A 12371-nucleotide genomic window follows, 5' to 3' on the forward strand; every position below is an offset into this window, starting at 1 on the left:
GAAATGAGGGAAAACTATGGCAGACGTTTTGTCACAAAGTGAGATAGATGCTCTGTTATCTGCCTTGTCCTCTGGGGAGATTCAACCAGATGAACTTCCTAAAGAAGAAGAAAAGCAGAAAGTAAAGCTGTACGATTTTACGAGTCCTCAAAAATTCACGAAGGAACATATGAGGACTCTTGAACATATTCACGATAGCTATGCGAGAATAATATCAAATTATTTAACGGCGCAAGTAAGGAATAATGTAAAAATTAAAATAGAATCCGTAGAGCAAATAACTTATGAGGAATTTATTCACTCTGTACCTAACCCTACGTTTTTGACAATATTCAGGATGCCACCTCTTAGTGGAACAATTTTGTTTGAAACTAATCCTCAATTTGTATATCAAATACTTGATGTATTATTGGGAGGAAGCGGTAATGGAAAATATAACAAGACGAGAGAAATAACTGATATTGATAAAAATATTATTATAAAAATTAATAAGGGGTTAATTGATAACTTGAAATTAGCGTGGGGTGATGTGGTCAATGTTGAGCCTGAAATAGAAACGCTCGAAACAAATCCAGCGCTTAATCAAGCCTTAGGTCCTCATGAACCCGTTGCACTTATAACTTTTTCTACAGATATGGGAATGAACCATAATTTTATACATATGTGCATACCATATTTGAGTATAGAAAAAGTTCTTGATAAGTTTATTGTTCAGAACTTATATCAAGAAAATAATGAAGAAGTTGTTAGAGAATCACGTGAAAGACTGAGAAAGAGATTAGACATAGTTGAAGTTCCAGTTACTGCTAAATTGGGAGCTACAAATATAACTGTGGAAGATTTCCTAAGGTTATCTGTTGGTGATGTAATAACATTGGATAATAAGTGCAACAGTCCTATTCCTATATATATATATGATGCATTGCATTATGTTGGTGCACCAGGTGTCATAGGAAAAAATATGGGAGTTAAGATATTAGATAATATAGATAAGGATGTGGAAAATTATGAGTGATGGATTCCTTTCACAGGAAGAGATAGATTCTCTTTTAAATGGAGACGGGAGCAATTCTGACTCAGGACAGCAGCCAGATACAAATGAAGGAAATAATGAAATCTTAAATGATATAGAAAAAGATTTGCTTGGTGAAATAGGCAATATTTCCATGGGTTCTGCATCGACAGCATTATCAACAATAATTGGTCAGCAAGTTAATATAACAACACCTGTTGTAAGTGTTACAAAATTAAATACGCTTAGAGAAACTTTTGAAGTTCCTAATGTAGCGTTGGATGTTAAGTATACAAGCGGAATTGCAGGAGAAAATCTTCTAGTTATGAAGGTTACAGATGCTGCGGTTATTGCAAATCTTATGATGGGCGGAGATGGTAAAGCTGTAAATGAGACTTTATCAGAGATAGAATTAAGTGCAGTTTCAGAAGCCATGAATCAAATGATAGGTTCTGCTGCAACTTCAATGGCAACTATGTTACTTCGTGAGGTAAATATATCACCTCCTACTTCTAAGGTATGGGATTCAAAAACAGAACCTTTATCAGAGAATATAAAAGAAGACGAGAATATTGTAGAAGTAGCTTTTAAAATGACTATAGGAGATTTGGTAGATAGTCAAATTATGCAGATACTTCCTATGGAAACAGCAAGAAAGATGATATCAATAATGATGGGCGGAGGAGAAAAAACTGAGGAACCTGAAGCTCAAAAATCAGCGCCAGAAAAGCCAGCAGCACCTGTAGAAACCAATACAGTAAAAGTAAATCCTGAACCAACTATTCAAAGTTATAGTATGGGACAGGAAACACAGCAGCAGGCATCAGGGCCGCAGTATACTCAGGCACCGCCTCAATATCAGCAGCCTTATCAATATGCGCAGCCACCAGTGGAAGTTAATAAGGCATCTTTTCAAACTTTAGCGCCTTCTGAAATTTATGGGGCACCAAAGAATATTGATCTTATTTTAGATGTACCACTTGAAATCTCGGTTGTACTTGGCAGAACTAAGAAAAATATTAAAGATATTTTAAATTTAGGAACAGGTTCTTTGATTGAGCTTGATAAACTTGCAGAAGAACCCGTTGAAATACTCGTAAATGGTAAAAAGGTTGCTTATGCCGAAGTAGTTGTAGTTGATGAGAATTTTGGAGTTAGAATTACAAGTATTGTAAGCAATGAAGAAAGAATAAAAAGTTTAGGGAAATAGTACAGCTATGCAATTTTAATTAGAAAATTAATAGGTGATTGAAAGTTTTTATATGTTAGTGGCATGTTGATTTATAACTTAAATATTTTTTCGAGAATTTTTATGTGTGGTGCATATTTTTGAAGATTTATTAAGTTTTAGTCGACATGTCTTATTTTATATAAATTTTTTTTAATTGCGCTGTATAAACTTTAAATCTTAGAATACGATAATAAAAACATGGAGATTTTGGTTAAAGTGATTTTTATTAAAATGCATTTTAACTTTTAGGGAGTGTATTGTTATGAAAATAAATGGAGTAGGTGCAGAAAACGTAATTAATTTTTACACAAGAAAAAATGTAAATGAAAGCACAAAAAAAGCTGTTCCTACAAAGGACAGTATAGAAATTTCTTCTGCAGCTAAAAACTTAAGCAGCTTAAAGATTGATTTACCAATAAATCAAGATGATAGAAAACTTCAGTACATTAGAAATCAAGTTACAAATGGAACATATACAAGAGATTCAAAGCTCGTTGCACAAAAGATTGTAGATTATATAAAAGGAAGAGAGGTTTAAGATGAATAAAGTACTTAATGAATTAATTCTTAAAGAAAGCAGTGCTTTAAATGACTTACTTGAACTTTTAGAAGAGCAGCATCAACTATATTTGGACAAAGATGTATTTGGACTTGAAGGTATTATAAAAAAAATTGAAGCTGCAAATATTGCCGTTGCAAAGCTAGAGGTTGAACGCAGAAAACTTTTAGGCAATAAGACTATGAAGGATATAGCAGAAAAATATAATGATGAAGAGCTTGAAAAGAATATAGTATTTGTAAAACAAATTGCCGAAAAGGCTAAATTTCAAAATACAACAAATCAAGTTCTATTTAAACAAGGGCTAATATTTACAAATAAGATGCTAAATATATTTAGCCCAGGTAAAAACAATGCTAAGACCTATAATGGTTATGGGAAAATTAGAAGATAAAAAGGGGTGTAATAATGGCAGGACTATTTTCAACACTTAATATAGGAAGCCTAGGAATTAATGCACAGCAGACTGCCTTGGATGTAACTTCACATAATATTGCAAATGCCAATACTGATGGATACACAAGACAAAGAGTGGACATGGAATCACTTAGTGATAACAATGTTGGAGTTAATAAGCCAGCAGGAATGGGCGTAAATGTAGAGGATATAATAAGAATAAAGGATGAATTCCTTGATTATCAAGTTAGAAATCAAACAAGCATGCAGGGCACAAGTTCATCAATAGATAAATACCTAGGTGAACTTCAAAATATTATGAATGAGCCATCTAGTACAGGGATTTCAAGCATGATTTCTAATTTCTTTACTCAATGGCAAAATCTAGCTAATGATCCTCAAAGCTCTTCAGCTAGAACTTTAGTAGTACAACAGACGAAAACACTTACAGATCAGTTAAATAGCACATATCAAAAACTGCAGGATTTAAAAGACAATTGTCACAGTGAACTCGATAACGAAGTTGTTACTATTAATTCTACTTTAGATTCAATAGATGACCTTAATCAACAAACAATAAAAACTAAGGGTGCAGGGATTGAACCAAATGACCTTATGGATAAAAGAGATTCAAAACTAAATAGCTTAAGTTCATTCTTTAAGGTTGATGTTACTAATAAGACTTATGATGGAGTTGTTGTTACAGCTGCTGATGGAAGTCAACTTTCTGGTACTTCCTTAGTTTCAAATGTAGATAGCACTAAAGGAAAAAGACTTTCATATATAAGTGATATTCAGCAGGCTAAAGATTCAACTGGTGCTGCGATTCCAAATGTTTATGATATAACTTACTATAAAAATGGTGATATGACAAGTGATAAAAACAAAGTAGATGTTTATGTTAAAATTACAGATACAGACACTTTAAATAATATCGATCAAAATAGAATTTTATGGGCTAATCAGGATGGAGCTGCAATAGGATTATCAGAGGATGTAAATGGAAATGCTATAAAAGGCGGCACTACTGCTGCTGATGCCATAGACCTAAGTAAAAATCCTAGTTCATTGAATTTATTTACAACTACTGATGGATCACTTAAGGGAACTATGTCTGTTCAATCGGATATTGATAAATATACAGATGATTTAAATAAACTAGCTAAATCAATTGCATTTGCTGTTAATGCAGTAGAAAGTGGAACTACATCAGAAGCAAGCGATACAACTAAGCCATTCTTTGTTAATGGAGATGCAGCTAAGTATACTGTTGGAACTGATGGAAAAAATACTTTGACAACGTATAGTATTGCAAATGATGAAGCAGGCATAACAGCGGCAAATATTACTATAAACAAAGAATTGCTAGATAACCCAATGTTATTAGAAACAAGAAAAGATACAAGCACAAATGGTACTTCAGGTAGTACTGATGGAAGTAGAGCTTTAGCAATAGCACAACTACAAAATGTAAATTTAAATATTCTGGGTATTGATTCAACTACTAAAAGAAGTGACTTTTTTTCTACTTTAAATCAGGGCTGGGGTGCTGATAGCAATGGCATAAATACACTGCAAAATGCTACTGGGGGAACTGCTGCAAATGCTTACTATACAGATGTAATAAACAAATTGGCAGTTGAAGTTAATCAAGCAGATACAACGCTTAAAAATCAAAAGTCACAGCTTCAAAGTCTTACACAGCAAAGAGATTCTGTGTCCGCTGTTTCTCTTGATGAAGAAATGACAAATTTAATGAAATATAATCATGCGTACCAGGCAAATGCAAAAGTTATTACTACTGTAAGTCAATTACTAGATACGGTAATTGGATTAATAAGATAGTGGGAGGTAGATAATTGTGAGAGTAACAAATAGTATGCTTTCTAATAATTTTATGTATGATTTAAATAACAACCTTGAAAATATGAGCATTTATCAAAGACAAATGTCTAGTGGAACGCTTATAAACAAGGCATCTGACGATCCATTAGGAGCTTCACAGGTAATGCAAATAAATACTGAAATGGCACAAAATAAACAATATGCTACAAATATAAATAATACAACTCAATGGTTAAGCGTTACGGATACTAGCTTGGGACAAGTAAATAGTGTTTTGCAGAGAATAAATGAGCTTATGGTTTCAGTAGGTGATGCAGCCTATGGACCAGATCAAAGGCAAAGCATAAAGGATGAAATAAATACTAATATTGGTCAGTTGTCACAAATACTAAATACAAGTTACGATGGAAAATACATATTTGGTGGAAATCGTGGTGAAAGTAAACCTACAGGTACTACTACGGTTGGTGGAAATCAGCAGCTTAACTATATAAATGCGGATGGAACAACGCCTATCCAGGCAAATCAAATGACCATGGTAAAGTCAAAGCTAAGTGTTGAAGTTTCAAAGGGTGTTACAATAAATTATAATGTGACAGCTGATGATGTAATGGAATATAAAAGTAGTTCTGGAGCTAGTTTAAATTTAAGTGATGTTTTAAATACCATAACAAGTGATTTAGATAGTGGAAATGTTAGTAATGTCATAGGAACAGATTTAAGCAATATTCAAGATGCAATAAAAAATGTTTCAAGCGTAAGAACAGAAGTTGGTGCTCTTGAAAACAGAATGACCAGTGTACAGAATGAAAATCAAAGTGAAAATACAAGTTTAACACAAGTTTTAGCAAATACTGATGATGTTGATTATGCTCAAATGACAATGCAATTTGCTCAAGCTCAAACGACATACCAAGCATCACTTCAAACAAGTGCTAAAATATTGCAGCATACGTTAGTAGATTATATGTAATAGGAGTGTAAAATATGAAATTATATACTAAGTATCATGGAACTAAAGAATACGATGAAAAAGATGTAATAGATTTTCCTAAGGGCTTACCAGGTTTTAAAGATTTAAAAAAATTTATTATATTTCCTATAGAAGAAAATAATGTTTTTAGCATGTTGCATTCCATTGAGAATCTTGAAATAGGTTTAGTTGTAGTTTCACCATTTTATGCGATGAAGGAATATGAATTTAATTTAGAAGAACATATAATTAATGAATTAAAAGTAGAAAAAGAAGAAGACATAGTTGTTTTAAGTACAGTTTGTTTTAATAATAATATAAAAAAAGTAACTACAAATTTAAAAGCTCCTATAATTATAAATATTAAACAAAAAATAGGGGAACAATTAATATTAGATGATGCAAAATATTCTATAAAATACCCTCTTTTAAAGGAGGAATAAAAATGCTTGTTATTACAAGAAAAAACAATGAGTCTATTCTTATTGGAGATGATATTGAGGTTGTTGTTGTTAAAATTGATGATGGTTCTGTTAAATTAGCTATTAATGCACCTAAAGAAGTAACTATCCTTAGAAAAGAATTATACAAAGAGGTTATAGAAGAAAATAAAAAATCAATATCATCTAACAATAATGATATATTAAAAATTATAAAAAAATAAGTTGAGGTGTTAATATGGATGTTAAATTATTGAGTCAAGGAGGACAAAATTCATATAATCTTGATAGCAATGTAAACATTAGTGCTCAGCAAGCACAAGCTAATTATGATAATAGCCTTCAAGGAAATAATGATTTAGGTGCAGATAGTACAAAAAGTAAAAATCAACCTATAAGTGCCGTAGATGCAAAAAAAGCAGCAGACAAGGTAAATGAATTACTAAAGGATAAAGCTACACATATAGAATATGAACCAGACAAAAATTTTAGTCAAGTTATGATTATGAAGGTAGTTGACAATAGTAGCAATGAAGTAGTTAATGAAATACCTTCAAAACAGTTTTTAGATATGGTTGCAAGTATGTGTGAAATAAATGGGCTAATTTTAAATAAAAAAGCTTAGCTTATTTAGAGGGTTTAATCATGGAATATATATTAAACAAAATAGATTTAAATTCAAGAGATAAAATACAAAAAATCACAAGAGCAGATAAGGTTCGATCAAAAAGCAAAATTAAAGGAATAAAAAAATACAAAGAAGATGAAAAAAAGAATAAGAATAGAAAATTTAGTTTAAATCAGAAAAAATCAGAAAATGTTAAAATTGTAGTAACTGCAAAAAAAGAAACTACAATTGAGGTTGAAGGATTCAAAGAGGATAGTAAAAATAATAACGACTTGGGAAGATTTTTAGATATTAGAAAGTAGGTGCATAATAATGTATGCTAAGAATGCGTATAATCAATATAAACAAAATAGTGTAAACTTTGCTTCAAAAGATCAACTTTTATTAATGCTTTTAGATGGTGCTGTGAAATTTGTTAAGATTGGTAGACAAGCTTTAGCCGATAAAGATTATGCAAAATGTAATCAAAATTTAAAGAAAACACAGGACATATTTTATGAACTAATGGCAACCCTTGACTTAAGTCAAGCTGGAGAATGGGGACCTAAGCTATTGTCAGTTTACAAATTCATTATAGATGGTTTAGTTCAAGCAAATATTAAAAAAAGTTTACAAATGCTTGATTCTGTTATTCCACTAATTGAAGAAGTGAAAGCTACTTGGAATGAAGCTTACAAAATTTCAAAACATATGAGATAAAATGTTTCAGCTATTTAAATTTATTTGTACCAAAATCCACAGAAGACGGCTTTTGGTACAAATAGATTTCAAGTTTCAAGGTGGTTTATTTTTAAAAGGAGTGATTATATATGAGTACGATATCTAGTACAACTTCCGCAACCAACCCATATGCAGTTGCATATAGTACAAATGACTTAAGTGGAAGTGATTCGACTGCTTCAAAATATTCAACATCAACTAGCAGCAGTAAGAGCGGAAGTAGTTCAACCTCCGGTTCTTATTCTGAAGGATTAGTTTCACAAATGTCTGGAATTGATGTTAATAGTATGGTAAACGAATCAATGGCGTCAGATGTTATTAAACTTAATAGCTTACTAGCACAACAACAACAGTCACAGTGGACACAGGATAGATATAGATCAATAATAACAAATATGCAGAATTTTAGCAGTAATTATTTTGATGTATTATCAAATAATTATATACTATCATCAAGTGGATATTCTGCTTATACTGCAGCATCTACTACAGCATCAGTTGCAACAGCCTCTGCTTCAAATGATGTTACACAAGGAACGTATACATTAAATGTAGGAAGCTTGGCTACAGCTGCACAATTAACAAATTCTCCGACTTTAACAAATTCTAGTAATCCTATTTCTAATTCAGCAACTTTGTCTCAAGTTTTGGGAAATATAAGTGGTGCACCAACTTCAGGAACAATTTCATTCACGGTAAATGGTACTCAAGTTAGCTATGATTTGGGTGCTAACCAAAATAAAACTTTGAGTCAAGTTATGAATGATCTATCCAACTTATCTGGAAACGCTACTTTTAAATATAGTGAATTAACTAAAAATTTTAGTATACAAGATAAAACTACTGGTACAGGTAATACTCTTACAATTGATACTACAAATACTATTTCTGATCCTACACAGAATGCCAATACTGAGAGTAATACTCAATCATTTCTTAATGCATTATTTGGAATGGGAGTTTCAAGTTCAACAACATCACAAATTATAGGTTCTACAAAGGGTACAGCTGGTACAAATGGAAGCTTTACACTAACAGAACCAGGAGGTACTGCAACTGCAGTTCCTGATTCATCATCAAATAATTTTACAATTGATGGAGTAACCTATAATGTAACGGCTACTGGAACTACTAGCATTAATGTAAGCCAAGATGTATCTTCAGTTGTAAATAAGATCCAAAACTTTGTTAATGACTATAATAATTTAATCGATGGTATTAATAGTGTTACTACTGAAAAAAAGGATTATAGTTATAAGCCATTAACTTCAAGCCAGGAATCACAAATGACTGCCACCCAAATTACAGCTTGGAATCAAAAAGCTCAACAGGGACTATTGGCCAATGATGGTAACTTAACCGATATGTTAAGTGCTATGAGACAAGCTTTTTATACTCCTGTAAATGGAAATAACCTTACTATGGCAAGTGTAGGATTATCTACATCCGATGATCCTAGTCAAGGTGGAAAACTTACACTCGATGTAAAAGCACTTACAAAAGCATTGCAAAATAATCCTCAGCAAGTAGTTAATTTATTTACTCAAACATCAACTACTTATCCAACCTATTCAGGTGCTTTAGGGGTAGATACTTCAACAAATAGCAGTGCAGTTAGTCAAGCTGTTAATCAAAGAAGCAGCGAAGAAGGTATATTTCAAAGGCTTAGTGATATATCACAAAAATATGCTGGAACTTATGTTGATAAAAATGGTAACCAAGGTATACTTTTAATGGAAGCAGGAATGCCAAATACGCTTTCCGAAACAAAAAATATATTATACCAGCAGTTAAAAGATCAAGCAAATGCTGTTTCGGATTTTAAAGATAAGATGACAAATGATGCAAAGATGTATAATCAGAAATTTAGTGCACTGCAGTCTGCATTATCACAGTTAAGTTCTCAACAAAATTATTTCTCGTCAATGTTAGGTAGTTCTTCATAAATGTGATTTTATGCATTTATGAAAGGGAGTAATAATTATGGAAAATATTGAAGTATTGGTTACAAAGTTTAGGGAAAAAACTTTAGAAATTTTAGACTGTCTTAATAACGGAAAATTTGAGGGACTTGAGGCTTTGTTTTCAGATAGAGAAGCAATAATTGAAATTTTTAAGAAAAACCCTCAATTTTATACAAAAGAAAAAATAGTTGAAGAATTAAAAAAGACAGATATTATGGAATTAGATGATAAAATAAAAGAACTTACAGTGCAAAACATGCGAGATATAAAAGGAAAACTAGATAATATAAACAAGGATAAATTTATTAGAAAAAAATACTATAATGGGTTTTCCGGAAATTCGATGTTTTTTAATAAAAAAATTTATTAAAAACTATAAAGTATTAAAAATCACCACCGATAAAATAGTATAAGCAATGTATAAGATTTAAAATTGAGTGGCCATGAGATTTTAAATCTTATACATAAAAAAATAAAAATTTTGGGAAAGGATTCCCGCTAAAATTCAAGGAGGAATTTATTATGATAATAAACCACAATTTACCAGGACAAAATGCGATTAACAGTTTAAACGCTAATTCAAAAAGTGCTCAAAACTCAATGGCAAAGTTAAGTTCAGGATCAAGAATAAACAAGGCTGCTGATGATGCTGCAGGTCTTTCAATATCACAAAAGATGCAAGCTCAAATCAATGGACTTGATAAAGCTACAAGCAATGCTCAAGATAGTATATCATTATTACAAACAGCTGAAGGTGGATTAAATGAAACTCAGTCAATACTTCAAAGAATGAGCGAACTTGCTACTCAAGCTGCTAACGATACTAACGTTACAAATGATAGAACTGCTGTAACAAACGAACTTGCAACATTAGCAGATGAAATTGACCATATAGCAAATTCTACAAACTTCAATGGAAATAACTTATTAAGTTCAACAGGAACTTTAACTTTCCAAATTGGAGCAACTTCAAATGCTTATGATCAAATAACAATAGGATTAACTAATATATCAATAGGATCTGCAGTTTTAAGTGTAAATGCAGCTAATGTTAGTGTAGGTAACTCAACTAGTGCAACTGCTTCTATTTCAATTATAAATGCAGCTATACAAACAGTATCAGCAGCAAGATCAAAAATTGGTGCATACCAAAACAGACTTGATCACACAATTAACAACTTAACTACAGAGTCACAAAACTTAACAACAGCAATGTCAGGAATTACAGACGTTGATATGGCAAAAGAAATGATGAACTACTCAAAAGAGAATGTTCTTCAACAAGCTGCTCAATCAATGCTTGCACAAGCAAATCAAAATCCTCAACAGATTTTGAAATTATTACAATAATTATAAGGGGACTGTCGCGCTAAAAGATTAGTGTGACAGTCTTTTTTATATAAAAAATAAACCTTCGACTTAAATGATACATATTTTTGGCAAAAAATATCAAAAGCTGTAAAGTTAAAAAAAATATGGACGATAAATAAAATAAGTATTAGAAAAACATAAAAAAGTATAAAAAATAAATTGCTATAAAATTTTAATACTTAATGAAAAAATATGGGAAAGGATTCCCACTAAAATCCAAGGAGGAGTTTATTATGATAATAAACCACAATTTACCAGGACAAAATGCGATTAACAGTTTAAACGCTAATTCAAAAAGTGCACAAAACTCAATGGCAAAGTTAAGTTCAGGATCAAGAATAAACAAGGCTGCTGATGATGCTGCAGGTCTTTCAATATCACAAAAGATGCAATCTCAAATTAATGGACTTGATAAAGCTACAAGCAATGCTCAAGATGGTATATCCTTATTACAAACAGCTGAAGGTGGATTAAATGAAACTCAATCAATCCTTCAAAGAATGAGCGAACTTGCTACTCAAGCTGCTAACGATACTAACGTTACAAATGATAGAACTGCTGTAACAAACGAACTTTCAACATTAGCAGATGAAATTGACCATATAGCAAATTCTACAAACTTCAACGGAAATAACTTATTAAGTTCAACAGGAACTTTAACTTTCCAAATTGGAGCAACTTCAAATGCTTATGATCAAATAACAATAGGATTAACTAACATATCAATAGGATCTGCAGTTTTAAGTGTAAATGCAGCTAATGTTAGTGTAGGTAACTCAACTAGTGCAACTGCTTCTATTTCAATTATAAATGCAGCTATACAAACAGTATCAGCAGCAAGATCAAAAATTGGTGCATACCAAAACAGACTTGATCACACAATTAACAACTTAACTACAGAGTCACAAAACTTAACAACAGCAATGTCAGGAATTACAGACGTTGATATGGCAAAAGAAATGATGAACTACTCAAAAGAGAATGTTCTTCAACAAGCTGCTCAATCAATGCTTGCACAAGCAAACCAAAATCCTCAACAGATTTTGAAATTATTACAATAATTATAAAGGGCTGTCGCACTAAAAAGTTAGTGCGACAGTCTTTTTTTATATAAAAAATAAACCTTTGAATTAAATAATATATACACTTGGCAAAAAAAATATCAAAAACTGTAAAGTAAAAAATAGTGTGGGCGATAAATAAAATAAGTATTAGAAAAACATAAAAAATAA

At 31.5% G+C, this 12371-nt stretch carries 15 protein-coding genes; all 15 read left to right on the forward strand.

The window, feature by feature from the left end:
- The first annotated feature begins 16 nt into the window (after window positions 1-16).
- A complete protein-coding gene (gene fliM, locus CUEA01_RS05480) occupies window positions 17-1015 on the forward strand; it encodes a flagellar motor switch protein FliM (protein ID WP_234119583.1) in 999 nt (332 codons plus the stop codon).
- Window positions 1008-2222: a flagellar motor switch phosphatase FliY gene (gene fliY / locus CUEA01_RS05485; protein ID WP_234119585.1), complete on the forward strand. Its 1215-nt coding sequence runs from the start codon at window positions 1008-1010 to the stop codon at window positions 2220-2222. Before fliM ends, fliY begins: the two co-directional genes overlap by 8 nt.
- A gap of 283 nt (window positions 2223-2505) precedes the next feature.
- Window positions 2506-2781: a flagellar biosynthesis anti-sigma factor FlgM gene (gene flgM, locus CUEA01_RS05490; RefSeq protein ID WP_234119587.1), complete on the forward strand. Its 276-nt coding sequence runs from the start codon at window positions 2506-2508 to the stop codon at window positions 2779-2781.
- Window position 2782: 1 nt separating this feature from the next.
- The gene (locus tag CUEA01_RS05495; RefSeq protein ID WP_234119589.1) at window positions 2783-3196 is read left to right on the forward strand and encodes a flagellar protein FlgN; all 414 of its coding nucleotides are present in this window, start codon (window positions 2783-2785) and stop codon (window positions 3194-3196) included.
- Between the two features lie 14 nt (window positions 3197-3210).
- Window positions 3211-5043: a flagellar hook-associated protein FlgK gene (gene flgK / locus CUEA01_RS05500; protein WP_234119598.1), complete on the forward strand. Its 1833-nt coding sequence runs from the start codon at window positions 3211-3213 to the stop codon at window positions 5041-5043.
- Window positions 5044-5059: 16 nt separating this feature from the next.
- Entirely contained in the window at window positions 5060-6016 is a 957-nt protein-coding gene (gene flgL, locus CUEA01_RS25105) for a flagellar hook-associated protein FlgL (RefSeq protein WP_234119601.1), read from the forward strand.
- A 14-nt stretch (window positions 6017-6030) separates the two neighbouring features.
- Window positions 6031-6459 carry a flagellar assembly protein FliW gene (gene fliW, locus CUEA01_RS05510; RefSeq protein ID WP_234119603.1) on the forward strand — a complete coding sequence of 143 codons (429 nt, stop codon included), beginning with the start codon at window positions 6031-6033 and terminating at the stop codon, window positions 6457-6459.
- 2 nt (window positions 6460-6461) lie between these two features.
- Complete coding sequence (gene csrA, locus CUEA01_RS05515; RefSeq protein WP_234119605.1) at window positions 6462-6680, forward strand: carbon storage regulator CsrA; 219 nt, start codon at window positions 6462-6464, stop codon at window positions 6678-6680.
- A gap of 14 nt (window positions 6681-6694) precedes the next feature.
- Complete coding sequence (locus CUEA01_RS05520; protein WP_234119607.1) at window positions 6695-7081, forward strand: flagellar protein FlaG; 387 nt, start codon at window positions 6695-6697, stop codon at window positions 7079-7081.
- A gap of 20 nt (window positions 7082-7101) precedes the next feature.
- Window positions 7102-7386, forward strand: coding sequence for a hypothetical protein (locus tag CUEA01_RS05525; protein ID WP_234119624.1), 285 nt, complete (start codon window positions 7102-7104; stop codon window positions 7384-7386).
- Between the two features lie 10 nt (window positions 7387-7396).
- On the forward strand, window positions 7397-7783 hold the full coding sequence (gene fliS / locus CUEA01_RS05530; RefSeq protein ID WP_234119626.1) for a flagellar export chaperone FliS: 387 nt from the start codon (window positions 7397-7399) through the stop codon (window positions 7781-7783).
- Window positions 7784-7893: 110 nt separating this feature from the next.
- Window positions 7894-9750: a flagellar filament capping protein FliD gene (fliD, locus tag CUEA01_RS05535; protein ID WP_234119633.1), complete on the forward strand. Its 1857-nt coding sequence runs from the start codon at window positions 7894-7896 to the stop codon at window positions 9748-9750.
- Window positions 9751-9787: 37 nt separating this feature from the next.
- Window positions 9788-10138 (forward strand): flagellar protein FliT, encoded by a 351-nt coding sequence (locus CUEA01_RS05540; protein ID WP_234119647.1) that lies wholly within the window; start codon window positions 9788-9790, stop codon window positions 10136-10138.
- 152 nt (window positions 10139-10290) lie between these two features.
- Window positions 10291-11118, forward strand: coding sequence for a flagellin N-terminal helical domain-containing protein (locus tag CUEA01_RS05545; protein ID WP_234119649.1), 828 nt, complete (start codon window positions 10291-10293; stop codon window positions 11116-11118).
- A gap of 254 nt (window positions 11119-11372) precedes the next feature.
- Entirely contained in the window at window positions 11373-12200 is an 828-nt protein-coding gene (locus CUEA01_RS05550; RefSeq protein WP_234119651.1) for a flagellin N-terminal helical domain-containing protein, read from the forward strand.
- Window positions 12201-12371 lie beyond the last annotated feature (171 nt).

The sequence above is a fragment of the Clostridium hydrogenum genome (assembly GCF_021432385.1).
Classification (GTDB): domain Bacteria; phylum Bacillota; class Clostridia; order Clostridiales; family Clostridiaceae; genus Clostridium_S; species Clostridium_S hydrogenum.

Coding starts and splice junctions, on each gene's coding strand:
- fliM (WP_234119583.1), top strand. CDS start 17: ATGGCAGACGTTTTGTCACAAAGTGAGATAGATGCTCTGTTATCTGCC.
- fliY (WP_234119585.1), top strand. CDS start 1,008: ATGAGTGATGGATTCCTTTCACAGGAAGAGATAGATTCTCTTTTAAAT.
- flgM (WP_234119587.1), top strand. CDS start 2,506: ATGAAAATAAATGGAGTAGGTGCAGAAAACGTAATTAATTTTTACACA.
- CUEA01_RS05495 (WP_234119589.1), top strand. CDS start 2,783: ATGAATAAAGTACTTAATGAATTAATTCTTAAAGAAAGCAGTGCTTTA.
- flgK (WP_234119598.1), top strand. CDS start 3,211: ATGGCAGGACTATTTTCAACACTTAATATAGGAAGCCTAGGAATTAAT.
- fliW (WP_234119603.1), top strand. CDS start 6,031: ATGAAATTATATACTAAGTATCATGGAACTAAAGAATACGATGAAAAA.
- csrA (WP_234119605.1), top strand. CDS start 6,462: ATGCTTGTTATTACAAGAAAAAACAATGAGTCTATTCTTATTGGAGAT.
- CUEA01_RS05520 (WP_234119607.1), top strand. CDS start 6,695: ATGGATGTTAAATTATTGAGTCAAGGAGGACAAAATTCATATAATCTT.
- CUEA01_RS05525 (WP_234119624.1), top strand. CDS start 7,102: ATGGAATATATATTAAACAAAATAGATTTAAATTCAAGAGATAAAATA.
- fliS (WP_234119626.1), top strand. CDS start 7,397: ATGTATGCTAAGAATGCGTATAATCAATATAAACAAAATAGTGTAAAC.
- fliD (WP_234119633.1), top strand. CDS start 7,894: ATGAGTACGATATCTAGTACAACTTCCGCAACCAACCCATATGCAGTT.
- CUEA01_RS05540 (WP_234119647.1), top strand. CDS start 9,788: ATGGAAAATATTGAAGTATTGGTTACAAAGTTTAGGGAAAAAACTTTA.
- CUEA01_RS05545 (WP_234119649.1), top strand. CDS start 10,291: ATGATAATAAACCACAATTTACCAGGACAAAATGCGATTAACAGTTTA.
- CUEA01_RS05550 (WP_234119651.1), top strand. CDS start 11,373: ATGATAATAAACCACAATTTACCAGGACAAAATGCGATTAACAGTTTA.